This is a genomic window from Bradyrhizobium sp. CCGUVB4N (assembly GCF_024199945.1).
GTDB lineage: Bacteria > Pseudomonadota > Alphaproteobacteria > Rhizobiales > Xanthobacteraceae > Bradyrhizobium.
In genome coordinates, this window is the sequence record NZ_JANADP010000001.1 from 1,246,205 (window position 1) to 1,271,673 (window position 25,469).

General features: G+C 58.3%; 23 protein-coding genes. 16 read left to right on the forward strand and 7 right to left on the reverse strand.

Going from position 1 to position 25,469, the window contains the following annotated elements; all coding sequences use genetic code 11:
* Nucleotides 1–13 precede the first annotated feature (13 nt).
* Nucleotides 14–1,018 (forward strand): ABC transporter substrate-binding protein, encoded by a 1,005-nt coding sequence (locus NLM31_RS05785; RefSeq protein ID WP_254191747.1) that lies wholly within the window; start codon nucleotides 14–16, stop codon nucleotides 1,016–1,018.
* Between the two features lie 121 nt (nucleotides 1,019–1,139).
* On the opposite strand, the gene NLM31_RS05790 is transcribed toward NLM31_RS05785, so the two are convergent.
* Both NLM31_RS05790 and NLM31_RS05795 read right to left on the reverse strand, forming a co-directional pair.
* Nucleotides 1,140–1,979: a nitroreductase family protein gene (locus tag NLM31_RS05790; RefSeq protein ID WP_254128405.1), complete on the reverse strand. Its 840-nt coding sequence runs from the start codon at nucleotides 1,977–1,979 to the stop codon at nucleotides 1,140–1,142.
* A gap of 321 nt (nucleotides 1,980–2,300) precedes the next feature.
* Nucleotides 2,301–3,230 carry a LysR family transcriptional regulator gene (locus tag NLM31_RS05795; RefSeq protein ID WP_254191748.1) on the reverse strand — a complete coding sequence of 310 codons (930 nt, stop codon included), beginning with the start codon at nucleotides 3,228–3,230 and terminating at the stop codon, nucleotides 2,301–2,303.
* A gap of 146 nt (nucleotides 3,231–3,376) precedes the next feature.
* Here NLM31_RS05795 and NLM31_RS05800 point away from each other — a divergent pair, with 146 nt between their 5' ends.
* From NLM31_RS05800 to NLM31_RS05835, 8 genes are all read left to right on the forward strand, one after another.
* The gene (locus tag NLM31_RS05800) at nucleotides 3,377–4,552 is read left to right on the forward strand and encodes an acyl-CoA dehydrogenase family protein (RefSeq protein WP_254191749.1); all 1,176 of its coding nucleotides are present in this window, start codon (nucleotides 3,377–3,379) and stop codon (nucleotides 4,550–4,552) included.
* Nucleotides 4,553–4,671: 119 nt separating this feature from the next.
* Nucleotides 4,672–5,469: an ABC transporter ATP-binding protein gene (locus NLM31_RS05805; protein ID WP_254128408.1), complete on the forward strand. Its 798-nt coding sequence runs from the start codon at nucleotides 4,672–4,674 to the stop codon at nucleotides 5,467–5,469.
* 71 nt (nucleotides 5,470–5,540) lie between these two features.
* Nucleotides 5,541–6,374 carry an ABC transporter permease gene (locus NLM31_RS05810; protein ID WP_375143625.1) on the forward strand — a complete coding sequence of 278 codons (834 nt, stop codon included), beginning with the start codon at nucleotides 5,541–5,543 and terminating at the stop codon, nucleotides 6,372–6,374.
* Between the two features lie 40 nt (nucleotides 6,375–6,414).
* Nucleotides 6,415–7,410: an ABC transporter substrate-binding protein gene (locus NLM31_RS05815; RefSeq protein ID WP_254191750.1), complete on the forward strand. Its 996-nt coding sequence runs from the start codon at nucleotides 6,415–6,417 to the stop codon at nucleotides 7,408–7,410.
* Nucleotides 7,411–7,501: 91 nt separating this feature from the next.
* On the forward strand, nucleotides 7,502–8,671 hold the full coding sequence (locus NLM31_RS05820; protein ID WP_256561068.1) for a CaiB/BaiF CoA-transferase family protein: 1,170 nt from the start codon (nucleotides 7,502–7,504) through the stop codon (nucleotides 8,669–8,671).
* An 89-nt stretch (nucleotides 8,672–8,760) separates the two neighbouring features.
* Nucleotides 8,761–10,005, forward strand: a complete 1,245-nt coding sequence (locus NLM31_RS05825; protein ID WP_254191752.1) for a CaiB/BaiF CoA-transferase family protein — start codon at nucleotides 8,761–8,763, stop codon at nucleotides 10,003–10,005.
* 105 nt (nucleotides 10,006–10,110) lie between these two features.
* Nucleotides 10,111–11,265, forward strand: a complete 1,155-nt coding sequence (locus NLM31_RS05830) for an acyl-CoA dehydrogenase family protein (protein WP_254191753.1) — start codon at nucleotides 10,111–10,113, stop codon at nucleotides 11,263–11,265.
* 132 nt (nucleotides 11,266–11,397) lie between these two features.
* Entirely contained in the window at nucleotides 11,398–12,447 is a 1,050-nt protein-coding gene (locus NLM31_RS05835; protein ID WP_254191754.1) for an acryloyl-CoA reductase, read from the forward strand.
* Between the two features lie 194 nt (nucleotides 12,448–12,641).
* Here the strand turns inward: NLM31_RS05835 and NLM31_RS05840 are convergent, their stop codons facing one another.
* The 4 genes from NLM31_RS05840 to metC all read right to left on the reverse strand — a co-directional run bounded on the left by NLM31_RS05840 (nucleotide 12,642) and on the right by metC (nucleotide 17,115).
* Nucleotides 12,642–13,793: an NADH:flavin oxidoreductase/NADH oxidase gene (locus NLM31_RS05840; protein WP_256561069.1), complete on the reverse strand. Its 1,152-nt coding sequence runs from the start codon at nucleotides 13,791–13,793 to the stop codon at nucleotides 12,642–12,644.
* 240 nt (nucleotides 13,794–14,033) lie between these two features.
* The gene (locus NLM31_RS05845) at nucleotides 14,034–14,342 is read right to left on the reverse strand and encodes a cytochrome c (protein WP_254191755.1); all 309 of its coding nucleotides are present in this window, start codon (nucleotides 14,340–14,342) and stop codon (nucleotides 14,034–14,036) included.
* An 11-nt stretch (nucleotides 14,343–14,353) separates the two neighbouring features.
* A complete protein-coding gene (locus NLM31_RS05850; RefSeq protein ID WP_254191756.1) occupies nucleotides 14,354–15,553 on the reverse strand; it encodes a molybdopterin-dependent oxidoreductase in 1,200 nt (399 codons plus the stop codon).
* 398 nt (nucleotides 15,554–15,951) lie between these two features.
* Complete coding sequence (gene metC, locus NLM31_RS05855) at nucleotides 15,952–17,115, reverse strand: cystathionine beta-lyase (protein WP_254191757.1); 1,164 nt, start codon at nucleotides 17,113–17,115, stop codon at nucleotides 15,952–15,954.
* A 1,332-nt stretch (nucleotides 17,116–18,447) separates the two neighbouring features.
* On the opposite strand from metC, the gene NLM31_RS05860 reads away from it, so the two are divergent.
* From NLM31_RS05860 to NLM31_RS05880, 5 genes are all read left to right on the forward strand, one after another.
* Nucleotides 18,448–19,479 (forward strand): amino acid ABC transporter substrate-binding protein, encoded by a 1,032-nt coding sequence (locus tag NLM31_RS05860; RefSeq protein ID WP_254191758.1) that lies wholly within the window; start codon nucleotides 18,448–18,450, stop codon nucleotides 19,477–19,479.
* 88 nt (nucleotides 19,480–19,567) lie between these two features.
* Nucleotides 19,568–20,755, forward strand: coding sequence for an amino acid ABC transporter permease (locus NLM31_RS05865; RefSeq protein ID WP_254191759.1), 1,188 nt, complete (start codon nucleotides 19,568–19,570; stop codon nucleotides 20,753–20,755).
* A gap of 3 nt (nucleotides 20,756–20,758) precedes the next feature.
* On the forward strand, nucleotides 20,759–21,919 hold the full coding sequence (locus NLM31_RS05870; protein ID WP_254191760.1) for an amino acid ABC transporter permease: 1,161 nt from the start codon (nucleotides 20,759–20,761) through the stop codon (nucleotides 21,917–21,919).
* A 60-nt stretch (nucleotides 21,920–21,979) separates the two neighbouring features.
* On the forward strand, nucleotides 21,980–22,732 hold the full coding sequence (locus NLM31_RS05875) for an amino acid ABC transporter ATP-binding protein (RefSeq protein ID WP_254196138.1): 753 nt from the start codon (nucleotides 21,980–21,982) through the stop codon (nucleotides 22,730–22,732).
* A 170-nt stretch (nucleotides 22,733–22,902) separates the two neighbouring features.
* Nucleotides 22,903–23,256 carry a carboxymuconolactone decarboxylase family protein gene (locus tag NLM31_RS05880; protein ID WP_254191761.1) on the forward strand — a complete coding sequence of 118 codons (354 nt, stop codon included), beginning with the start codon at nucleotides 22,903–22,905 and terminating at the stop codon, nucleotides 23,254–23,256.
* 113 nt (nucleotides 23,257–23,369) lie between these two features.
* On the opposite strand, the gene NLM31_RS05885 is transcribed toward NLM31_RS05880, so the two are convergent.
* Nucleotides 23,370–24,305, reverse strand: coding sequence for a LysR family transcriptional regulator (locus tag NLM31_RS05885; RefSeq protein ID WP_256561070.1), 936 nt, complete (start codon nucleotides 24,303–24,305; stop codon nucleotides 23,370–23,372).
* Between the two features lie 96 nt (nucleotides 24,306–24,401).
* On the opposite strand from NLM31_RS05885, the gene NLM31_RS05890 reads away from it, so the two are divergent.
* Together NLM31_RS05890 and NLM31_RS05895 are read left to right on the forward strand one after the other, a co-directional pair.
* Nucleotides 24,402–24,599: a hypothetical protein gene (locus NLM31_RS05890; RefSeq protein WP_254191683.1), complete on the forward strand. Its 198-nt coding sequence runs from the start codon at nucleotides 24,402–24,404 to the stop codon at nucleotides 24,597–24,599.
* 171 nt (nucleotides 24,600–24,770) lie between these two features.
* A complete protein-coding gene (locus tag NLM31_RS05895; protein WP_254191762.1) occupies nucleotides 24,771–25,229 on the forward strand; it encodes an SRPBCC family protein in 459 nt (152 codons plus the stop codon).
* Nucleotides 25,230–25,469: the final 240 nt, after the last annotated feature.

Sequence of the window (25,469 nt, forward strand, 5' to 3'; positions counted from 1 at the left end):
GGGAGGACAAACAGTGAAATCCAGCTACCTGGCGCTTGTCGCGCTCGCTCTGGCGAGCGTGCTGACGCCAAACGTTTCAAGGGCGGAAGTTTCGACGATACGTCTCGCCAAACAATATGGCCTAGCCTATCTGCCGCTGACCATCATGCAGGAAGAGCAGCTTCTCGAAAAGGAGGCGGCCAAGAGCGGTCAAACCGTCAAAACGGAGTGGCTCCAGTTTTCCGCTGGCTCGGGGATGAACGAGGCGCTTCTCTCTGGCAACCTCGACGTAGCGTCGGGCGGTGTCGGCCCTATGCTTACGATTTGGTCGCGGACATTGAAGAACTACAAGATCAGAGGCATCTCGGCGATGGCTTCGCTGCCTCTGTACCTCGTAACTGTCAACCCAAAGGTGAAGTCGCTCCCGGACTTCGGTGCCGCAGACAAGATTGCGATGCCGACGGTGAAAACCTCGATTCAGGCGATCACGTTGCAGATGGCTGCCGAGAAGCAGTTCGGGAAGGGGCAGGCGACCAAGCTCGATCCGCTGACAGTCTCCTTGAGTCATCCCGACGCTCAGGTTGCGATGCTGGGTGGTAAGGCAGGCATCACTTCGCATTTCGGATCGTCTCCGTTTCAGGAGATGGAGCTCAAGGATCCCAGGGCGCATCGAGTTCTCGACAGTTATGAGGTCCTTGACGGACCTCATACATTCAGCGTCGTTTGGGCGACGGACAAGTTCGTAAGCGAGAACCCGAAGATCGTTGCGGCGTTCTATGCGGCGCTCAAGGAGAGCATCAGTTTGATCAACTCCGATCCGAAGGCTGCCGCGAGCCTCTGGATCAAGGGGGACCGCCTCAAGCTCTCGGAAGAGGATGCTGAGGCAATCATCAAGAATCCGGAAAACAAGTGGACGACCGAGCCTCAGAAGCTGCTGGTCTTTCTGAATGGAATGCACGCCGCGGGGCTGATCAATGACACGACCAGCAATTGGAAGGACCTCTTCTTCACCTATGTCCACGACACAAAGGGGAGCTGAGGGGCAGGGACCACCCGGGTGAGGCCGTCACCAGCTTAGCGCGCGGCGCAGGTCTGCCTGTTGGATAGTTCGGCGTCGAAACACCGTGTCAATTCTCCGCGCAGTGTCACGTGTCGGCCGATTAGTCTAGCTTGAAACCGATGCGCTTGACGTAGGCGCCAAAGTCTTGGCGCTCCGGAAACGCGTATTGCCGCGCCTTGTCCTCGGACCAGCCGTAGCTCTCGGACCGGCCGAGTTCGTTGACGTATCGTTGCGTTACATAAGGCTGGTCGGCCGACCTGCGTCGATCGTATTCCTCGATCGCGGCGTCGAGTGTATCGTCGGTATAGGTGTTGTGATGAATAGTAACGGGCAGAGGTAGCCGCAGACTCCTTGGTGGCTGGTCATCTGGATACCCGACGGCTAGGCCTGCCACGGGAAAGACGTGTTCGGGTAGATTCAGCAACTCTGCGAGCCGGTCCGGGTGATTGCGCACCGCGCTGATGGGGCAGACGCCAAGGCCTTCTGCTTCCGCCGCGACCACAAACGATGAGAGTGCTATCGCGGCATCGACTGTGGCATTGAAGAAGGCATCCAAATGGTCGTTGACAAAGGGCCTAGCCCTCAGCGCATGGAGGCGCCGCTGCCGCCGATTGTTGCCGCAGAAGATCAGAAGGTTCGGGACTTCCTCGAGCCAGTTCTGGCCCAGGCGGCCGCTTGCCAAAAGCACGCAGATTTCGGATCGCAAGGCAGGCGAATCGATAATGATGATATCGCGTTGCTGCAAATCGCTCTTGGTTGGGGCACATAGCGCGAGCGCGCAAAGTCGCCTCAGGACATGATCAGGGATTTGTTCTGGACGAAATTTCCGAACAGAGCCGCGCTTGACCAATTGTTTGTGAACGGCAGGCGCGCCGTCTTCGAGCTCCAGATCCGCGGCCTCGGGGCCGAAGCGGTTAGAGAGCAGATGAAATTCATCCATGTGGCGATCCAGGTCCGATTGCTTTGAAGCTTGTGCAATCCCGTCAGGTTAGTCGATCCGGATTCAAGAGTCGCGGAAAATGTCTTCAACTCCAATGTTCAATGTTCTTGCGTGCGCCGGGCAAGCGAAGAAATGCAGCAGTCGATTGAGAAGCAGGCGCGTTGATTCTCTTGCGCACTGCATATCTTTTCCTTCGGGCGGGCCAAGGCGCCTCCGCTGGAGGCAGCAGGTAGCTCAGGCTCCAGAGATGGCGTTCCCAAAGCTTGGAAGGCTCCTCCGGGAGTGATAGTTACGCCCGATCGTAGCTAGCTCACGGAGCGATCAAGGCTTGCGCGTCGTGCGCCTTGTTGTAGGCGAGCGGCGTGACGGATGGCGGTTCGAGAAGGACTGTCTGAGAGAATTGGCAAGTTCTTCCACTTCGGTCCTCCAGCGCATAGTCGGGTCCCAAATCGCGGTTAGATCCATGCCGAGAGCAACACCGTTTGCCGTGATCTTCGTCGTATAGAGATCCGTCCGAGTGCTCGATGGCATGACCGCTGTACCGAGGCCGACGCGAGCCAAAGCGAGGATGACGCTGGCGGAACTGCCCTCGTGCATAATGTTCGGCGTTAGTTGTAGAAGCCGTAATGCGGCGTCGAGAGTTAAGCGAGACTGATAGCGTCGGTCGAGAATTAGTAAGTCCCGCCGACAGAGTGCTCTAAGTTCAATGCCGTTTTTAACCTCGCCAGGAGTGAAGGGCTCCGAGGAGCCGGCGAGAATATTCAAGCGCACAATCGGACGATCGATAAGCCCGGTATCAAAGCGAGGGCGGGCGGTGATGCCGAGGGAAGCTTTGCCACTCAAAATGAGATCTTCAATCTCGACCCCGCCGGCTTCTAGAAGACCTATCCTGACGTTCGGATGAGTTCGCACGAATTCGGCGATACAATCCGCTACTACCGTCTCGATCATATGGGCCGTCGCCGCTACGGTTAGGTGAATCGCTGGGCGCACACCGTTCACGCGTGCGGCGGCCTCCAGCGCCGTAATTCCTTCCAACGCCGCCAAGGCGAGGGGGAGCAGATTCTGGGCCTCGCTCGTCGCCGCCAATCCCCGTCCAGAGGATTCGAAGAGAGGCAGGCCCAGCTTGTGCTGGAACTCGGTGATGCGTCGCGACAACGCCGACTGCGAGATGTTGAGGCGCTCGGCTGCCTCCACGAGTGAGCCCGATCGGTAGACGGCAACGAAGGATTCCAACGACCGCTTATCCATCCTTGCAAGATCCTCAACGATTTCTCGGAGTTGCAGAGATCGCAACAAATGACCTGCAAATATTGCACTTTATGCATGATGTCAATTCGGTTAGCGATAGTGCAACGAACATCAGCTGCTTACGGGCGCGCTCAGGAAGGAACCAGATGACAGTTTCTGTCAGTTCTTGTGTGTTTTCGCACGAGGAGATCCGAGAGCGCGTCAAGCATCTTGCCGATAGCGTGCTCAGGCCAGCGGCAGCAGAGATCGATAGAACTGAAGAATACCCATATGCCCATGCCCGCGCGCTCCGAGATATCGGCATCGCGGGGATGACGATGCCGAAGGCCTACGGAGGCCGCGACGTCGACTTCCTTGGCGTGACCATTGCCGTCGAGGAGGCGGCCAAGGCCTGCGGGATTTCCGGCAGAATTGTCGTTGACACCAATATGGGTGCCGTCCCCGCTATCATGGCATACGGCACGGAGACGCAGAAACGCCGCGCGTCGGAACTTATTCTCGACGCCGACAAGCCGGCGATCTGCTTTTCGGAACCGCAAGCCGGCTCCGATGCGGTCAACATGACCACCAAGGCTGTACGCCGGGGCAATAGCTACATTCTCAATGGGACGAAGCACTGGATCACCGGCGCGGGCATCACGCGGCTCTATCTCGTGCTCGCCCAGGTCTATGACGGCGAAACCTACCAAGGTATCGGCTCGTTCATGATCGAAGCTGGACATCCGGGCTTTCGTGTCGGCAAGCGCCTTCCTGCAATGGGCCTGCGTGCAATTCCGGAAGGAACGTTGCACCTGGAAGACTGTGAAGTCCCCGCCGATGCTTTGCTCGTCCCGCCCGCAGGGTTGAAGAAGGGCTTCGGACAAATCATGCAGGCGTATAACTCGCAGCGCATTGGCGCGGCCTCGGTGGCGCTCGGAATTGCTCAGGGCGCGTACGACGCCTCTTTGGCCTATGTCGACGAGCGCGAGCAGTTCGGACGGACGATCTCCGAGTTCCAAGGCGTGCAATGGATGCTGGCAGACATGGCGATCACGCTACGCGCCTCGCGACTCCTGATCCAGGACACGGCGCGTAATGCGAATCCGTGGCCGGATGTCACGGCATCGGCGCAGGCCAAGATATTCACCGCGGAGGGCGCCATCAAGGTGACGAACGATGCCCTACAGCTGCACGGCGCCGCCGGGTATGGCCGCGATCTGCCGCTCGAACGAATGGCGCGGGATGCACGCATGTTCACCATCGGCGGGGGTACGACCCAAATCCTGCGCAATATGGTCGCAGGCGGCCTGCTCGGTCGCCGCCTTCCGCAGACAAGGACGTAGACCGAGACGCGGCGACCCAAAAATAATCGGGCGACGCGGAATTTAGAAGACTGGGATTTGGAAACGCAATTGTCGTCATGCGGATCGGGCCGCGCATGACGGTCGGATAGGAGTAGGTGATGCTGTCGACGCTCCAGGTCGTCTCGAATCCGCGCCCTGCGCAGATTCCTCAAGAGCCGCTCCTCCAGGTCTCGGGGGTGACGCTCCAGTACAAGACCACCGAATACCTGGTTACGGCGACATCGCAAGTTAGCTTCGATATCCATGCCGGAGATCGCTTCGTTCTGTTGGGGCCGTCTGGTTGCGGCAAGTCGACGTTGCTGAAGGCGATTGCCGGCTTCATCAAACCGGTTGAAGGAAGGATGACCCTCAAGAACCGTCAAATCGATGCGCCCGGTCCCGATCGGATGATGGTTTTCCAGGAATTCGACCAATTGCTGCCGTGGAAGACCGTCAGACAAAACATCGAGCTGCCGCTCAAGCTAAACAAGCGCGCGGATGTCGCTCGCTCTGCAGAAGAAATTATCGAGCGGGTCGGGCTGACAAAATTCGCAGATGCATATCCGCATACGCTTTCGGGTGGCATGAAGCAGCGCGTTGCTATCGCGCGAGCCATGGCAATGAAGCCCGACGTCCTCCTGATGGATGAGCCTTATGCGGCGCTTGATGCCCTGACCAGGCGGAAGATGCAGCATGAACTTCTGCAACTCTGGGACAAGACACGCTTCACTTTGATCTTCGTGACGCACTCGATCGAGGAGGCGGTTCTCATCGGGAGCCGGATTCTCGTGCTTTCGCCGCATCCCGGCCGGGTGCGCGCCGAACTCAATGCGCACCAGTTCGGTCCGGATAGCCAAGGCGGATCCGAATTTCAGGCGCTCTGCAAGAAGATCAACGACATGCTGTTCGAGCATTAAGCGTACCGGAAGGAGATCGATCTATGAGCTCGATGGTTTTAACGCCCCCGGTTCGCGACGAGTACGAACTTATGGTGTTGCCTGCCAAGGACCCGAGTGATGTAGAGGTGAAACTTCCCCTGTTCACGCGGCTTGCCGAAGTGACGCTGCTACGCAGGTTCACTGTCCTCGTAGTTCTTGCAATCATCTGGCAAGTCTACGCGACCCGGGTCGACGTACCGATCCTCTTCCCGAGTTTTGCGGATACCATGCGAGCGCTTGGGGAAGGCCTTTCGAGCGGGGTAATTCCCGCGCGGCTTCTCGTGACTCTCAAGACGCTCTTAGTGGGCTATCTTCTCGGGCTCGCGATTGCTTCCGCGTGTACGATTCTTGCCGTTTCTACTCGGATCGGCACGGATATCCTCTCAACCCTGACCGCGATGTTCAACCCGATGCCGGCGATAGCTTTGCTGCCGCTGGCCCTGCTCTGGTTCGGATTAGGCAATGTAAGCCTCTTCTTCGTCATCGTGCACTCGGTAGTTTGGGCGGTCGCGCTGAACGCCCATTCCGGCTTTTTGGGTGTGTCCGAAACTCTGCGGATGGCTGGGCAGACATTTGGTTTGCGCGGAGTCAGGCTCGTGTTCCACATCCTGATTCCCGCTGCGCTGCCGTCAATCGTTACTGGTTTAAAGATCGGTTGGGCTTTCGCCTGGCGGACGCTCATTGCTGCGGAGCTTGTCTTCGGCGCTGCATCGGGGCAGGGCGGGCTCGGTTGGTTCATTTTCGAGAAGCGCAATTCGCTGGAAACGCCCAGCGTCTTCGCAGGACTACTGACCGTGATGATCGTCGGTCTGATCATCGAAAACGGGATATTCCGACAAATCGAGAAGAGGACCGTCATCAAGTGGGGGCAGGTGCGCGCTTGACGCCTGCCGGCCAAAGAATGAGCGACATGAGAGGATGAACATGAAGATTCTAGCGTCTCTGATGGCGGCGGCCTTCGCATTTACCGCATTTCAAGCACATGCAGAGGTCAAAGAAGTCAAGTTGGCGCGGCAGTTTGGCCTTCACTATTTGCCGTTGGTCCTCATGGAGAAACATAAGCTGGTCGAAAAGGCCGCCGCAGCTGCCAACATCGAGCTGAAGACAAACTGGTTGCAGATATCTGCATCGGGGATCAACGAGTCGCTGTTATCCGGGGCGATCGACATCTCAGCCACAGGTACCGGGCCGCTCGTACTTCTTTGGGACCGGACCCACAGCAATCTCGCAGTCAAGGGCATTGCCGCCGTCAGCGAAGTGCCGATGATTCTGACGTCCAGGAATCCATCGTTTAAGTCTCTGAAGGATCTCAGCGCAACTGATCGTATCGCGATGCCCGCCATTGCGCTGGGTTCAATGCAGGCTGTTACGCTGAAGGCGGCAGCTGTCCAGCAGTTTGGCAAGGATGCTGTGACCAAGTTCGATTCCAATGTGGTCGCTATGGCGCACCCCGATGCTGCGACCGCGCTTCTATCCGGGAAGAGCGAAGTCAACGCTCACTTCACGGCCGCTCCTTATTCATACATGGAGCTTCAGGCCCCGCAGATCCATAAGGTCTTGAGCTCCTACGACGTGTGGGGCGGACAGTCGACCCTCATTACGATCAATACGACGACTAAATTCTACGAACAGAATCCTAAGGTCGTGAAAGCCGTCTTTGACGCCCTCAAGGAGGCGTCGGCCATGGCGAACAATGATCGGAAGGCTGCGCTGGCGGACTACATCGCCGTGACGAACGAGAAGCTAACGCCGGAGGTCCAAGACGCCTTCTTGAAGGACAAGGAGATCAACTTCCAGGTCGCGCCGCGCGGTCTGCAAAAGGTTGCTGAGTTCATGCTCTTTGCGGGCGGCGTGAAGCAAAAGTCGACCAATTGGAAGGATTTGTTCTTCCCTCTCGTTCACAACGAAAACGGCAGTTAGTGGCGGAGGCGAAATTGGCGCACAGTCAAAAAATGACTGTCGCTGCCACAGGACGAATGAAGGTGGATGTGCTGGTGAGCATGGGTGGCAAATGGGCCCGCTTGGTGGACTGAAGATCGTCGAATTGGCGGGCATAGGACCGGCCCCGATGTGTGGCATGTTGCTTGCCGACCTGGGAGCTTCCGTCCTTCGAATTGACCGGCTCGAGCCTAGCGGGCTCGGCGTGGAACGGCCGATCGAGTTCAATCTGATCATGCGGAACCGAGACACTGTGGCGCTCGACCTCAAGTCGAAGCGCTCGATCGAATTGGTGTTGCGGTTGGTGCAACAGTCGGACGTGCTGATCGAAGGATTTCGTCCAGGGGTGACAGAGCGGCTTGGACTTGGGCCGACCGAGTGCATGGAGCGAAATCCGGCTCTCGTATACGGACGAGTTACCGGATGGGGACAAGACGGCCCCCTTTCCAAGTACGCGGGGCACGATCTGAATTATGTTGCCATCACCGGAGCACTTGCAGCCATGGGTCGCGCTGGCGCTCCGCCCACGCCTCCGCTGAACGTAGTCGGCGATTTTGCCGGAGGAGGTCTCTTCCTAGCGCTCGGCATTCTAGCTGCAGTGATTGAGGCCAGGCGGTCCGGGAAGGGGCAGGTCGTCGATGCGGGAATCGTAGATGGGGTTGCATCGATGATGACGCAATTCTTCGGAATGAAGGCCGCCGGGCTCTGGACGGAGAGGCGCGGAGACAACATCTTGGACTCCGGTGCGCCATTCTACGACGTCTATAGGTGCGCAGACGATCAGTTTATCTCGGTCGCACCGATCGAAGACAAGTTCTTTCTTGAACTTGTGCAACTCATCGATCTGCCGGCGTCGACGATCGAGCTGAAGAAGGACAAGCGGCGATGGGGGGAACTCCGCACCGTCCTCGCCGATACTTTCGTAAAGAAATCGAGCCAACATTGGCGAAATCTTCTCGAGAACACGGATGCCTGTTTCGCACCGGTGTTGACGATGGAGGAGGCGGCCAGCCATCCTCAATTGAAGGCGAGAAAGACGCTGATCGAGGTTGCGGGGGTCGTTCAGCCCGCGCCGGCTCCGCGCTTCAGTCGGTCCGTTCCTGACATTCCGAGACCACCGCGCGCTCATGATCCTAAGGACTACGAGGAAATCCTTTCGCGTTGGCTTCCCCGCGAAGAGCTGGCTCCTGCGCTCGAATTAATCGCGGCGAGTAGCAAGGGTGTCTTGCAGGCTGCCAGGTAGCACCGCCTTTCGCGAATACGAGTTCTTAGCTGCGATGATGCAATCATAAGTAGATTAAATACAATGACGCTCATAAGGATTGTAAGCTGATGAAATCTTCCCGGAACCGCTCGGATATGTCGAATGGTCCGCTGGCTGGCTACCGAGTTCTTGATCTCGGATCGACGGTCGCCGGCCCCTTCTGCGCGAGGTTGCTCGCCGATTTCGGTGCGGAGGTCGTCAAGGTCGAGGATCTTGCGGGAGATCCACTTAGAAATCTCGGAGAGACTTTCCGGGGTAAGTCCCTCTATGCAACTACGCTGTTGAGAAACAAGCGGATCATATCGATCAACCTGCGCTCAAAGGACGGACAAGACATCGTCCGACGGCTGGTGTCGCACTTTGACATTGTGGTCGAGAATTTTCGTCCCGGAATGCTCGAGAAGTGGGGCTTGGGGTACGAAGATCTGCGAAAGGTGCGCCCCGATCTGATCATGACGAGGATCAGCGGATTCGGCCAAACTGGCCCAATGTCGCAGCGCCCTGGCTACGGCGTCATTGGAGAGGCAATGAGCGGCTTGCGGGAAATGATTGGGGATCCGGACCGTCCTCCGTCTCGCGTCGGCTTGCCGCTCACGGATTATATCACAGCGATATATGCGGCTTTCGGTACGGCAATGGCGGTGATCGCTCGCGAAAGCACCGGCGAAGGGCAGTGCGTCGATGCGGCTCTTTACGAGGCCGCCTTCAGTCTGATGGAAGCCTCCGTGCCGGCGTTTGAAAAGACTGGCAAGCTTCCACGCCGGGCCGGAGCCCGCTTGCCGAACAGCGCACCAAACAGCTTGTACCCGACACGTGACGGGAAATTCATCCATATCGCAGCGCTCGCCGACCAGGTGTATCGCCGCCTGTGTAAGGCGATGGGACGGCCGGAGTTGGGGGCTGATCCGCGATTTGCAGAGCAGGCCACGCGAGCACGACACGTGGAAGAGATTGATGCGATCGTCGAGGCGTGGACCCGTTCGCACGACCTTGATCAGGTTGAAGCGATCTTGGACGCAGAGGACGTTCCTGCGAGCCGCATCTTTACGATGGAAGACATTTTCGCAAGCAAACACTATCGCTTCCGGGAAATGATCCTAGACGTCCCGGACGAGGATCTAGGCTCAGTCAAGCTGCCAGGAATTGTGCCGAAGTTATCTCGAACACCTGGCCAGGTTCGTTGGTCGGGACATCGGAACGGTCAGGACAGCCAGGCAATCTTGAGAGAGTATCTGAACCTGGACGATGCTGAAATCGAACGCCTCCTAAGCACAGGTGCCGTCGGCGCTGATGTCCTGGAAGCGATGGCATAAGCGGCTAACGGCAAAACGCGCGAAGTAAATCGAGGAGATGAGCGGTCGCTTCGCGAGACCGCGTAGGCCGCGGGCGACGACGAAGAAAGGATAGAGGCAGTCAACATGGACTTCTCCCTAACTATTGAGCAACAGATGATCGTGAAGGCCGCGCAGCGCATGGTCGAAACGGACATTCAGCCCGTGCTTGATGCGAACGACAAGGATAGGGCGCTTTCGAAGGACGCTATTCTCAAGATATTCGCAAAGGCCGCCAACCTGGGCATGACATGCGCGAGGATTCCGGAAGAAGGCGGCGGAGCGGGCATGACCATGGTCGACTGCGGGCTAATTACGGAGCAGATCCCGCCGACCGTTGGTCTGATCCTTCAGCCGCATGAAGCGACGACGACCCGGATCTACTTCGGATGCACGCCCGAGCAAAAGGAACGCTACCTCGAAGACTTGATGACAGGCAAGAGGATTGCCTGCACCGCGAGCACCGAGCCGGACGTCGGCTCCGACCCGAGGGGGATCAAGACGCGGTTGAAAGAGGAGGGGGACGAGCTCATCCTGAATGGTGCGAAGCAGTGGATATCCAACGCGACCGTTTGCGACGTGATGAACGTGACATGCCGCCTCGTGAAGGACGACGGCAGTTCGAGCATGGTTCGTGTCCTGGTCGATCCGACCGAGTCGAAGTTTCACGCGCGGGAAGTGGACATGCACGGGCTCCGGCAAGCACCGCTTGGAGAAGTGACATTCAGCGACTGTCGCGTACCTAATGGCAACCTTTGTCCGGACACGGGGGAAACAGCCAAGTTGCTTACAGTGACGTGGCTCGCCAATCGGCCGCTCGTCGGTCTAATGGCCGTCGGCCTAGCTCAGAGGGCGCTTGATGCGGCGCGCGATTATGCGGGTGTTCGCAAGCAGTTTGGCAAGCTGATCGGCGGCTTCCAACTCGTGCAACACGATCTCGCAGAAATCGAGACCTGTGTGCTGAGTAGTCGGCTCCTCTGCTTCAATGCGCTTTCCGCTATCGATCGCGGCGAACGAGCGAACGGCCTTTCTGCAATGGCGAAACGATACGCTGTAGATGCCTGCGACCGAGCGATTGCACTCGCGATGAGGCTTCACGGTGCTATGGGTCTCAGCAAAGAGCTGGGTCTGGAGCAGATGGCGCGGGATGTTCGAACTCTCACCATTCCTGACGGAACGCCGGGTATTTTGACGCTCATCCAGGGGAGAGAAATCACGGGTCTAGATCCCTTCAGATCATAACCGGTATTGGCCGAGCCGTAATCGCGGCTACGAAAGACGAAATAGTGTTCTGCGAGAGTTCTAGCGAGTAGGGCGCACAATATCTGGTTGCAGTGTCCTGAGCGTCAGGGGCGGCTCTAGCGAGGAAAAACGATGACAACATTCAAAGCTTATCGAGTGCACACCGTTGGCGGCAAACCCGTCTGCAAATTTGAACAGTTGACAATGGACGACCTGGATCCGGGTGATGTCGTCATCAAGACCGCATATTCTGCGATCACATACAAGGATGCGATGGCGGCCCGCGGCGTCGGAAAAAACGTCCGAACCGATAGGCCCTGTGTCACTGGCGTCGATCTCTCGGGCGTCGTCGTTTCGTCTTTGGACCCTCGCTTTCGCGAAGGGGACAAGGTTGTTGTGACCAACTACAAGTTAGGCGTCAACCAGGACGGCGGGTACGCCGACTACGCGAGGGTGCCTGGCGACTGGATTGTGCCGCTGCCGGACGGGCTTGATCTATACGAAGCCATGGGACTCGGGACGTCGGGTCTCACTGCGGCGCTCGCCTTTGATCGCCTCGAAAAGGCTGGCCTGAAGCCCGAAGATGGAGTCATGGCAATCTCCGGCGCGACCGGCGGAGTTGGTTGCCTAGCCGTAGATATGTTCGCCAAGCGAGGATTCGAAGTCGCCGCAATTTCAGGTAAGGTGGAGCAGGAGCCGTTCCTGAAAAGGATCGGTGCGACGAAGGTCATTTCCCGCCAGGAACTGCTGGCTGACAAGGCGCCGCTCGCGCCGCCATTGTTTGCCGCGGCCCTCGACAACGTTGGCGGCGTGTTCTTCGACCGTCTGGCGGCACGTCTGCAACCCTACGGCAAGCTTGCGGTCGCGGGAATGGCGGTAGGCGCCGAGCTTAATACGACAGTCCTTCCGTGGGTGCTCCGCGCCATTGACGTGCTTGGCATCAATGTGTCTCGTCAGTTGCACATGGAGGAGCGTAAACGGCTTTGGAAGCGTCTGGCTACCGATCTGAAACCGAATCATCTCGCCGAAACATCGCGGCCGATCCCTTTCGAAGAACTCGATGAAGTGATGGATCAATTCTTCAATGTGACGGTGGTTGGCCGGATCGTCGTTGAAGTGGGGTCAAAGGCGCCCAAGGCGAGAGGACAGGATGCTCCTGTGCTGGAGCGACAGCAGAGCTGATTAGGTGCCGGAGGGGGCGGATGGAGCCCGTCACCCTCCGGGCCAACTCGGGAATCGGGTTCTGGCGTGGGTCAAAGCAAACCCGTGTCATGGCCATATCAAAAGATATCCGCTTGGCAGCGGGCGATTGGTTCTCAATCATCCGCTTGTCGGGCGGTTGTCTTGGCGGTCTGGTCCGCCGAACCGTTTCGACATCAAAAGCTAGATGTGAAGCCTAGACCGGTTTCGCGGCGCTTAAGCCGCCAAGCGTAATCGGCCGGAAAAAGGTCGAGGTAGTCGCTTAGGCCGAGCTCCTTCGCTGCTTGGACAGGCCAGTCACCACGCAGCATTAGTTCGCGCGCGAGGGCAACAAGGTCAGCTTTGCCTTCCCTGAGGATCAGCTCGCAATGACGCGGATCGCTGAGAAGTCCGACTGCCATCGTCCGCGCTCCGGCATCGCGCCGGACGCGCTCGGCAAAGTGGACTTGATAGCCGGGCACATTGGCCAGCTTCGGCATCGCCGAGTCTCCCGAGATGCCACCTGAAGAACAATCGATCATATCGACGCCGCGCTGAACGAGCTCGCGAGACAGTGCGACAGTATCGTCTTCATCCCAAAGGCCGCCTTTTCCATCCACGGCGGACAGGCGAAAGAACAACGGCTTGTCCACGGGCCAATCTCGACGCACCGCCTCGACGACCTCAAGGGCGAAACGCATCCGGCCGGCGCGGTCTCCGCCGTATCGATCGGTCCGTTGATTGGACACTGGCGACAAGAACTGATGGAGTAGATAGCCATGCGCACCGTGTATTTCGCAGATGTCGAAGCCGGCAGCGGCTGAGCGCTTTGCGGCTTCGGCGAAGGCCTCGACGACAATCTTGATGTCGTCGACTCGCATCTCGAGCGGTGCGGCCATGTCGGGGGCTCCGCGCAGGGGGCTCGGAGCAATTCCGGTCCATGGCGGACGTCCAATTTTGGCATCGGCGTCCGTTAAGACGGCGAAATTCTGCATCGGGCCGTGCGTACCTGCCCGTCGACCGCAGTGGCCCAGCTGAATCGCGGGGATGGATCCAAGTGAGCGAACGAAGTCGGTAATCCGTCGATAACCCTGAACTTGCCGCTCGTTCCATATTCCGGCGCAATCGTAGGTCTTGCGTCCTCGAGGCTCAACGGCTGTCTCTTCAGTAAAGACGATACCAGCGCCGCCCAGTGCCATTCGTCCCAAATGCACCAGGTGCCATTCGTTTGGACAGCCATCGTTGGATCGATACTGACACATGGGGGAAACAACGATGCGGTTGCGCGTTGTGACGCCTCTCAGAGTCAGCGGAGTAAATAGCAGTGGTTGGGCCAAGTTGTTGGTCATGATAGAGACGGCGATGGACCCATTCGCCGCGGAAGTGCCGGAGGGCACAATTAATCGAGCGAACGGTTGAGAACCGATTCATCCCAATCATCCTGGAATTTGTTCATTGAATCAAATGCATAATTCCGAGTGACATATATGCATAGCTTGCACGAATGTCTCGCGTGTTTCGGCTCGACTGGCGAGAACGCATGCGGACACAAGTTGGACAGCGGAACTTCGACGGCGCCTCACCCTTGTTCAGTAAGTTGCGGCCAGATAGTCGACGATCTTGCCGACGTCGGCATCGTCGATCGGGGCGCCATAGACCTTGATCATCTTGGTCACCTCGGCCTGCCAGAAGCCTTTCTTGTCCTTCATCGGCGGCTGCGAGGCGATGTAGTCGGACGAGTGGCAGGCGGCGCAATTGCCCTGCACGACCGCGAGATTGGGTCCGGGCTTGAAAGCTGCTGTCTCGTCCGGCGTCTTGTAATCGACCGGTGCGGCAAGCGCCGAGCCGACCATTGCGGCGACGGCAAGTGTGATCGCGAGGAGAACGGTGCGCTGCATGATAATGCTCCTCAGGCCACGCTGACGCAGACGGTTTCGACGACGTTGCGCAAATAACCCGCCGGGTTCCAGCGCGGCGTCTCCGGCTGCGTCTCGCCCGAATTGCTGGTGGCGCGCACCTTCAGCGCGACGTTACCCGCCGCAAGCTTCACCGGCAGCTTCCATTCGCGGAATGAGTAATTGCCGAGATCCTTGCCGAGCTTGGCGGAAGTCCAGGTCTTGCCACCATCGGTGGAGATCGAGACGTCCTTGATGCCCTTGCCGCTGTCGAAGGCAATGCCGCGCAGCGTCGTGCGTCCGGCCTTCAGCTTGGCGCCGTCGGTCACGCTGGTGATGAAGGAGCGGATAGTGAAGCGGTTGATCGGGATCGTCGCCTTCGGCGCGGTGCCGGGCTCGACCGAATTGTCAGGCGTATCGGGGATGCGATAGGCCGACTTCATCCAGAAGCCGTCATAGACGCTGTCGACGACGGTGATCTCGTTGAGATGCTTGACCCAGTATGTGCCGTAATAGCCGGGAACGACCAGGCGCAGCGGGAAGCCGTTGAGGAACGGCAGATCGTCGCCATTCATGCCATAGGCCAGCATCACCTCGCCATCGGTGGCGTGATCGAGATCGAGCGCCTTGGCGAAGTCAGGCGTCTTGTCGAAGACCGGGCCATCCATGCCGCCGAACACGACCTGCTTGGCGCCGGCCTGCACGCCCGCCATCTCGAGCACGGTCTTCAGAGGCACGCCGCGCCAGCGCGCATTGCCCATTGCGCCATTGGCGAGCTGGCCGCCAGCGACGCGCGGCTCGGAGAAGCCGCGGCTGTTGCCGGAGCATTGGTTGACGGCGACGATCTCGGTCGCCTTCATCTTGCGGATGTCCTTCAGCGACATCTTGAGCGGCTTGTCGACCTTGCCCTTGATCTCGAGCGTGAACTTATCAGGGTCGAGATCGTAGGGCAGGCCCGCGAGGTGATAGCGCACGAAGAAAGCGTTGTTCGGCGTGATCGGACCGTCGTTGAAGACCGCGAACGGTGTCTCGAGCTGCGGCGGCCGGCTGGTCAGGCCGATCATCGGCCGCTTCTGCGGATATTTCACCAGCGGACGCTCGCCGCTGCCGAACGGCAGGGTGACGGTGTCGAACGCCAGTGCTTTGGTGGAATTCAGTGTCGCCGCCATGGCGGCAAGACCCGCTCCTTTGAGCAGGTCGCGTCTGTCGATCATGTGTCTCCCTCCGGAGCGAATGCTTTTGAACTGCAGTCACCACTGCAGCACAACGATCATCGATTGCATTAACGGTACGAACTGATCGGAAGCATCCAGTAGATCGTGATGCCTTCGTACCATTGACGGTGTGAGGCGCGGGAAAGCCGCCGTTGGGAAAACGGTGCTGCGCGCAATCCATGAGATCATGCCAGTACCGCCGCAAAGTCGGGTAATGAAAAATGCTAACGCCAGCTGTAAGCGTGACTATCTGAACCCTATTGCCGCGCTCCTAGGTTTGCCTGGCCTCGGCGCGACGTCTTGGAGAAGAGTGATATGTGCGCGAGTTCGCGGCAACGACAACGGGGCGCCACGATGCGAGTTTTTGCGGAAGGGCTCATCGCCGATTCGCTGCCCGCTTATATTGCACTGGCCTCCGCCGCTCGCATGGCCGCGAGAGCCTTTGTGAGGTCGGCAATGAGATCGGTAGGATCCTCAAGGCCAATATGCAGCCGCACCAGAGTACCCGATAATAGGAACGGGCGGTCAGTACGGGTGAAACGGGCCGGCAGGGCAAGGCTCTCATAGCCTCCCCAGCTCGAGCCGATCCCGAACAGCTCCAGCGAATCCATGAAGGCGGTCAGCCCGAGTTGAGAACGGGAGGCAAGCTCGACGCCAAAAAGTGCAGAGGATCCACTGAAGTCGCGTGACCAGAGCGCGTGCCCCGGATCGTCGGGCAGGCCGGGATGCAGTACGCGCAGTACGTCCGGCTGTGTTTGAAGCCAGTGCGCGACAGTGAGCGCACTCTCCATCTGATGGCGCATGCGCACACCGAGTGTGCGCATGCCCCGTAAGACCAGATAGCAGTCATCCGGACTGGTCGAATAGCCCAGGTCAGCCACGACGTCGCGAATTCGTCGCCACCAGACCTCGGTCGTGGCGATCGTGCCCATCATCACATCGGAGTGGCCGCAGAGATATTTGGTTGCCGCCTGGATCGAGATGTCGACGCCCTTAGCGAGCGCGTCGAAGAACAGCGGGCTGGCCCAGGTGTTGTCGAGCAGGACGGGGATCGATCTCGCGTGCGCGGCTTTCGCGATGGCAGGTACGTCCTGCACCTCGAAGGTAAGCGAGCCGGGGCTTTCGCAGAATACTGCTCGCGTATTGTCACGAAACAGCGTGGCGATTCCATCGCCGATTGAAGGGTCGTAATAGGTTGTCTCGACGCCACTGCGCGCCAGCAAGCCATCGCAGAATGAACGCGTAGGTCCGTAGACCGTGTCCACCATGAGGAGGTGATCACCGGCCTTAAGAACGGCAGTGAGAGCTGCCGCAATGGCAGCAAGCCCGGACGGCACCACAATCGCGCGATGACAACCCTCGAGCCTCGTGATTGCCTGCTCGAGCGAGAATAGTGTGTCAGTGCCGTGGATACCGTAACGCAGCGCCGCGAACCGGTCGGCACGCGTTGCGTCGAAGGCGGCAAGATCCTTGAACAAGATCGTGGAGGCCCGTGATACTGGGGGATTCACCGGACCGGTGGGCGCGCGGCCGCCGCGGACGAGCAGCGTGTCTTTTTTCATGGTGCAAACCTTGACGTAGGGGAGATCAACCGCGCGCGACGAAAGGCAACAAATCTTGCGAAGAAGCAGATTCAAGACATCGGCTTGATGTGGAGACCGATATTCGTGGGCGCTCCGAGAGTGCCGCCCCGCATTATGCGAGGCACCGTATGACTACGCCTAGGGCGTAAGCTTCACAATCCAAATTTGTTGACGATATTCATAAGCGAATTTGTTGTTACCGGTCCGTGTTAGTTAGCGCCGTGTATAGACCTGACCTGCCATTCGATTGCTGGCACCAGTAGAGGCTGGCCAGAGGGGGTATCGGTGGCATGCGCCGGCGGAGGTCACGCCGTTTATTGGTGAGGCCTAGCAGCGACGAGCATGATAGCTCTACGATCTGTCACGCGAAATCGCTCTCCTGCGAATGGAAGATGGCGGGGCCGATCGGGCGCCCCATCGAGAATCGATCCGATATCCGAGGGCACGCGCGGACGTCGAAGTGTCCGCTTTACGGGCGGCTCTATATCACTGAAATCAAACTCAAGCATTCGTGCGACGGCGGGCACTTAAAAAAAATTGAACCCATCCGTGAATATATCTCGTTTGCTTGATTCAAAAAACAACGCGATGCTGGGTGATCAGGAAATCGCGAAGCTTCGAGTGTGCACTCACAAAGGCGCAGATGTCGAACGGGATGGAGATGCTATGGACGCGGCTTTACCGCCGGCACAAGCAAATATCTCGATTTCCGGTCGTGTTGCCGTCGAAATGGAATATCGCCTTCAGATGTTTCGAGACAAGAAACGAGACTTTCTGGATCGCTGCCCCTGGCATCGGAGCCACAATGGTAATGGCCACCATAGTGCTGCTGATTGGGAGGTAAGGTCGCTTATGCCAGTCTTCTTGGGGCAGTACATGCGAGGCCGTTCTGATCTGTGTACTCAGTATTACGAGTACACGGTCTGGCGAGCGAGTTGAGTGGGGGGCTAGTTCGCAAGGCGCGGATCGCTTCGGATTAACCGCCGGATGCGCGCTGGCGTAAGCCAAGCAGGGTGCGGTCTAGGGTATGTGGGATCATTCCCAGAGCTATGCACGTGCCGATCGCGATCGGTCGTTCGATGGGCAGCTGCGTCTGGTCAACACGTGTTCCGTAATCAGTTGCAACGCATGGATCGCGTTGACGTTCGGGTGTGGGGCTAAGAAGCAATCAGCTCCATAACGGATCTGGCACGAGCAAGTCTCGCCGAGATCCCATTGGCTGTAACGATCCGAAACGGCTCTCGTTGCCGAGTTAGCTCACGGGTTGGAAGTCCGTGGCGAAGATATTTGACGAAGAAGAGGGGGGAGACCATGAGAAAGAAATCATTGGCAATCGCAGCAGGTGTGGCGTCGCTTGCGCTGACGGCATCGGTAGCGTCGGCGGACACGTTGTCCAATATCAAGTCAAAGGGCTTCCTCCAGTGCGGTGTGAACGTAGCCTTGGCGGGCTTTTCGGCTTCGGATGACAAGGGGCAGTGGACCGGTCTCGATGTCGACTTCTGCCGTGCGGTCGCGGCCGCCGTATTCGCTGACCCCAGCAAGGTCAAATTCACCGGGCTGACAGCCAAAGACCGGTTCACCGCGCTTCAATCTGGCGAAATCGATGTCCTGTCGCGCAACACCACCTGGACGGTGAGCCGCGACACGTCGCTTGGCATCAGCTTCGTTGGCGTCATGTATTATGACGGCCAAGGCTTCATGATCGACACACGGAAGTTGCCCGATGTCAAGTCGGTCAAGCAACTGTCGGGCGCGGTGATTTGCGTCGCGGCGGGGACGACGACCGAATTGAATCTTGCCGACTACTTCAAAGCCAACAAGATCGACTACACACCAGTGGTCTTCGACACCCTCGAGGAGGCGACCGCGGCCTACAATGCGGGTCGATGCGATGCCTTCACAAACGATCAATCCGGTCTTTACGCAGCTCGCCTGCAGACCTCGTCGCCGAAGGACTTCGTGGTATTGCCGGAGATCATTTCGAAGGAACCGCTCGGGCCTGCCGTGCGTCAAGGGGACGCGAAGTGGCTGAACATCGTGAAGTGGACCTACTTTGCGCTGCTTGATGCCGAGGAGGCTGGCATTAACCGGTCGAATGTCGATGAGATGAAGGGGAGCAGCAATCCCGACATCAAGCGGATACTTGGGGCCGAAGCCGGAACGAAGATCGGTGCTGATCTGGGCCTGTCAAGCGACTGGGTCGTCAACATCGTCAAGGCGACCGGAAACTATGAGGAAATCTTTGAGCGTAACCTCGGGTCGGGTAGCCCTTTGAAGATCTCTCGTGGTGTCAACGCATTGTGGACCAAAGGCGGCATCCAATACGGCGTCCCGATACGCTGATAGCCCTACGATGAGCTGGGGCAATTCAGCATAGTTCTGGGTCCTGGCACGCCACATCGGCATCAAGAATTCACGCGAGGGGAGCGCAGTGTCACAAGAGGTAGTTGTCGATGTCGCGCCGACGAAGGCGTCGCCGTTCTATGACCCGAAGCTCCGGAGCATCGTTGTCCAGGTCGCAATTATCGTTCTGCTGGTGCTCGCGCTCTGGTGGATCTCCGACAATACCATCGAAAATCTCCGTCGTTCCAATATTCCGACAGGATTTGAGTTTCTGAACTCACGCTCCGGGTTCGAGATTCCTGATCGGCTTATTGATTACAGTTCGGAGTCATCCTACGGCCGGGCCCTGCTGGTTGGCATTGTGAACACCGTGCGTGTTGCCGTCTTGGGCATCATCGTCGCAACAATCATAGGCTTTGTGGTTGGTATCGGCCGACTATCGAGCAACTGGATGATACGCAAGCTTGCGACCATCTACATTGAAGTCTTCCGCAATGTACCCCTGCTGCTCGTGATTCTATTTTGGTACCAAGGAGTGCTTGCGTTGCTGCCGAACGTGCGCAGCAGCCTGGCGTTGCCCTTCGGTTCATACCTCAACAACCGCGGTCTCTATCTCCCGCGCCTGATCTGGAGCCAGGGAGCTTGGCTGATCATTGCAGGGCTCATGATAGCCATTGGGCTGTCATGGTACGTCGCGCGAAGAGCGCGTGCCCGCCAGATGGCAACGGGGCAGCAACTCCCCGTCTTCTGGGTTTCAGTTGCACTCCTCATAGGTTTGCCGCTGCTTGGTTGCGTGCTGGCAGGGTTTCCGATGACCGTCGAATTCCCGCAGAAGGGCACCTTCATGCTGACGGGAGGGCTGGACGTGAAGCCCGAATTTCTGTCGCTACTTTTGGCGCTATCCTTCTATACGGCATCGTTCATCGCAGAGATCGTTCGCGCTGGTATCCAGGGTGTGCCGAAGGGGCAGGCGGAGGCTTATTCCTCCCTGGGCATTCGCCCTGGGCAGGGATTGCGTCTGGTGATCATTCCGCAGGCACTACGTATCATCATCCCACTGCTGACGAGCCAATATCTGAACTTGACGAAGAATTCGTCGCTTGCAGTGGCAGTCGGCTATGCGGATCTGTACGCAGTCGGCGGAACAATCCTTAACCAGACCGGGCGCGCCATCGAGGTCGTCGTCATCTTTATGGTGGTCTATCTCGGTTTGAGCATTCTGACCTCTCTCGTCATGAACTGGTTCAACGTCAAGCTGGCACTCAGGCAGAGGTGAGGCATGAAGCAACATGACACTGCCTGGGTGCGGACCGACATGGCTCCTGCGCAACCTGCGCCGAACTCCGAGGTCGGGCTTCTAGCTTGGATGCGCAAGAATCTGTTCGCCACGCCGGCGGATATGCTCCTGACGGTTGTTGCTGTGATCATAGCCGCGTGGGCGTTGCCACAGATCCTGGGCTGGTTGTTCTTCAATGCCGTCTGGGTTGGCACCGATCGAACTGCCTGCCTCACCATCGAACAGGGCGGCCAACTGCCGGCCGGTTGGTCGGGTGCGTGCTGGCCGTTCGTATCCAACCGGTTCGGCTATTTCATGTTTGGCCGTTATCCGTTGGAAGAGCGCTGGCGCGTGGTCTTGGCGGGCATCATTTTTGTGGGGCTGCTCGTCCCGCTGCTCATTCCGCGACTGCCACTCAAACGAGCCAATGCGATTCTGTTCTTCGGCATCTATCCGTTTGTCGCCTTCGTGCTGTTGGTTGGTGGAGTTTTCGGGCTGCCCTACGTCGAAACCCCGCTTTGGGGTGGACTTATGGTCACTCTCGTCCTAGCCTACGTTGGTATCGTCGTCTCGCTCCCCCTGGGCATTGTCTTGGCTCTTGGCCGTCGATCCAGGATGCCGACGATCAAGCTACTCTCTGTCATCTTCATCGAAACTGTGCGCGGAGTTCCGCTGGTTACGGTGCTGTTCATGGCAGCGTTCATGCTTCCGCTTTTCGTGCCGCCGGGTACGACATTTGACAAGTTGCTCCGCGCGCTCATCGGCGTTGCGCTGTTTTCATCAGCTTACATGGCGGAGGTGGTGCGGGGAGGGCTTCAGGCCATGCCCAAGGGCCAATACGAAGGAGCGGATTCTCTTGGGCTCAGCTATTGGCAAAAGACCGGGCTGATCATCATGCCACAGGCCCTAAAGCTCGTCATTCCAGGGATCGTCAATTCTTTCATCGGACTGTTCAAGGACACGACGTTGGTCCTCGTCATCTCGATGTTCGATCTGCTTGGGATCGTCAAGCAGGGAATTTCCGGAGACGCCAATTGGGCGACACCGCAAACCGCGAGGACTGGTTATATTTTTGCCGCAGTGATCTTCTGGATCTTCTGCTTCGGCATGTCTCGATATTCGCAGTATGTGGAACGGCGTCTTGAAACTGGGCATGGGCGGTGAGAAGGGAGCCTGCAGATGAGCACAAAACGTACGTCCGGCGCTGCGAAGGTAGATCTCAGCATGACGCAAGTCCCGACGAATGAAGTCGCAGTCGAGATTATCGGCATGAACAAATGGTACGGTGGCTATCACGTTCTAAAGGACGTGAACCTCAAGGTTATGTGCGGTGAGCGCATTGTTATTTGTGGGCCTTCGGGATCCGGCAAATCGACGATGATTCGCTGCATCAATCGCCTAGAGGAGCACCAGAAGGGCAAAATCATCGTCGATGGAAAGGAGCTCACCAGCGATCTCAAAAAGATTGACGAGGTCCGTCGTGAGGTCGGCATGGTGTTTCAACACTTCAATCTCTTTCCGCACCTCACGATCCTACAAAACTGCACACTGGCGCCAATTTGGGTTCGCAAGATGCCGCGCAAGGAAGCAGAAGAAATCGCGATGCATTACCTGCGCAAGGTAAAGATTCCCGAACAGGCTAATAAGTACCCCGGTCAACTGTCCGGCGGTCAGCAGCAGCGCGTCGCGATTGCGCGTTCTCTCTGTATGAAGCCGCGGATCATGCTGTTCGACGAGCCAACCTCGGCGCTCGATCCGGAGATGGTCAAGGAGGTCTTGGAGACGATGGTGAGTCTGGCCGAAGAGGGGATGACCATGTTGTGCGTCACTCACGAGATGGGGTTCGCGCGCAAGGTAGCTAACCGTGTCATTTTCATGGATTCCGGTCAGATCGTCGAGCAGAACACGCCGGCCGAATTCTTCGGAAGCCCGCAACACAACCGGACAAAGCTGTTTCTTAGTCAAATTCTACACTGAGGGGATGCCTCTCAAGCGTGTCGCGGAGGGCCGCGACGAGATAGCCGAGAGGAACGGTACCTATAGCACTCGCACGACTATCGAGCGCGCAAAGTTTGGCGCGTTTGTTGACAACTTCGTCTCATATGATGCGGCGATGTTCTGAAGAGCAGAAGAGAAGAGGAGAACACATGTTGGACTGGTTGAAGTATCGCGCTGCCGTGAAGTCGCGGGTTGGTGATCTGGCGAAGCTCGCGCCGGAAACGGTCAAGGGATATCTGGCTCTGGCCAGCTCCGGCGATAAAGCGCAGCATCTCGACGGGAAGACGCGCGAGTTGATCTCACTTGCGGTTGCCGTCACTACCCACTGTGATGGCTGCATTGCCAGCCACGTTGAGGCCGCAATGAAGCATGGCGTGACGAAGGCTGAGATTGCCGAGGCACTTGGCGTCGCCATTGCAATGAATGCGGGCGCGGCGCTGGTCTATACGGCTCGTACCCTGGATTGCTTCGATCAGATGTCCGGTACGAACGCTGCTGCATAGGGAACGGCCGGTTCCTCCCCTGGATAGTTGAATCGTCGCCCGGTTGGAGGCCATCCGACCGGGCGCCGTCTTAGCCCGCATTCGGGCCGCACTATTCAATGTTCGCTCGCGTCTCAAGCCTTCCTCAGATTCGCGAATTCCTGCCTGAGCAGGTCCAGGACGGTTCTAACCTTGGGGAGATCGGCCATACGCTTGTGACAGATGATCGCGAGTTCTGCGCGGAGCGAGGTTGGAAGGTCGAGCTTGAGCTCCACGAGTTCTCCCGGCCGCTTGAGCCGATGGGGCGTCTTCAGAAGGATCATCGCGCCAACGCCAGCCTGGCAGGCCGCGACCTGTACGCTGTAGTCGTCAGATGCGAAAGTCGGACGAAAGTCTGGGATCTTGGCCGCGAGCTCCGGATTCGGGCTGACCATCTCGAGCTGCCCCGCCCATGCGATCCAGTCGAGGTCGCGAAAGCCATGTTTCGCGGGTAGTCTCCGTGCGTAGTCCTTGCTGACATACGCGCCGATTGGAATCACAGTTTCGCCGACTGTGATCAGATCGGGATCATCGGAGGGATATCTCCTGAGCGCGATGTCCGCTTCGCCACGCGAGAGATTCAAACGCTCTGTGCTGGCCAACACCTCGAGAGCGATCTGTGGGTGCTTTCTCTTGAGGGTTTCCGCGAACGGCGCCAGGAGATCTAAGGCGAACGACGGTGCCGCCGTAATGCGCACGCGGCCACTGACAGGAGAGTTCTTCGCATCGAGTGAGCGACTGGCTTCCGTCGCCCATTGCGCCATGCCTTGGGCTGCGGGCATTAGCCTCATGCCAGTTTTCGTTAGGGTGATGCCCTGGTTTTTGCGGACGAAAAGCGGCTCGCCGAGCCCGTACTCCATCTCCGCAATCCTCCGGCTCAAAGTGGGTTGGCTCACCTTCAAGCGCCGCGCGGCGCCACTCATGCTCCCAGCATCGCAAACGGCGAGAAAAATGCGGAGGTCGTCCCATTGTAAGTCCACGTTCGCTCCTCCGGCTCGTTTGTTGGGCCATCCATTTATGTATGGAGACATAGAAAGTTAGACGATTGCTATTCTGGCTGTCCAGGGCAAAGTCATCATCGCTCAAGAGTCTTAGGCTGGGTGCTCAGGCGGTAGGAGGCGACGGTAATGCTCGACCAGCAGGCAGGCGAGGGAGTCTCGTTCATCGTCAATGATTCCGTAGTTAGTCAAAATGAATTAGGCGGGATGACTCCGAAGACGATGAACGCCGGAGCCGTCGATTTTGTGAACGGCTCGGTTGCGGGCGGCTGGATGGCAAGGGCCATTGAGCGCCTTTGGCGCCTCGTCTTTGACCTTAATTACTAGCTGCATGACGCTTTTCAGTGCCGTTTCGCGCGAGAATTTCTAAGAACGCTAGAAATCGAAATCGTCGGTCACCGTAGTGTATCGCACGTCGATGACTTCCCGCAGGGACGGGCCTTCATAGGAAAGCGCGCTCGGATCCTCGGTCAACCCACAAACAAGGAGATCAGACTCATGGCAAAATACGTCGTAGCGTCCGCCGAGCGCACCATCGACGCGCCCGCGGACGATGTCTACCGATACCTCGCAGACATGCACCTTCACGCTCGGTTCTTGCCGCCCCCCTTCTACGACTTCCAACTCGAAGAAGGCGGCATAGGAGCAGGCAGCGTCGTCAGCTTCAAAATCAAATCCGCCGGCGGCGTCCGGAAGCTCCGGATGGAGATCGCTGAGCCGGAGCCCGGCCGAATCCTGGTCCAGGCTGACACCGGCAGCTCCGGCCTCGTCAGGACATTTACTGTGACCCCCCACGGCGAGCAGGCGCTGGTGAACATCACCTCCAGGTTTGATGGCGAGACGGGCATCGCCGGCTTGGTGGAGGGGCTCGTCGCGCCTCTCAGGTTGCACCGCGTCTACGTCGAGGAACTCACCCGCCTCAACGCTTATGCCCGTGAGCAGCGCAACGCATCCTGAAGTGCCACAGCAAGCTCGCGGACGGTCGGTGCTACCAAGATCTGCACTCGTCTGACTCTTGGCGGCAGGTGACAAAGCGCCTGCTGTCGGAGAAGTGTCGCACCGGGGGACGTTTCTCGAAGCCCGAGCGGCGCTTGACCGCTGGCCGGCCCTCCGAGTGCGCCATGCAGCAGATGCTCAGCCTAGCGCCGCCCCGGAGGCGCCCCTTCTCGCCGCAGACCTCGCAGGTCACGGCGCTGC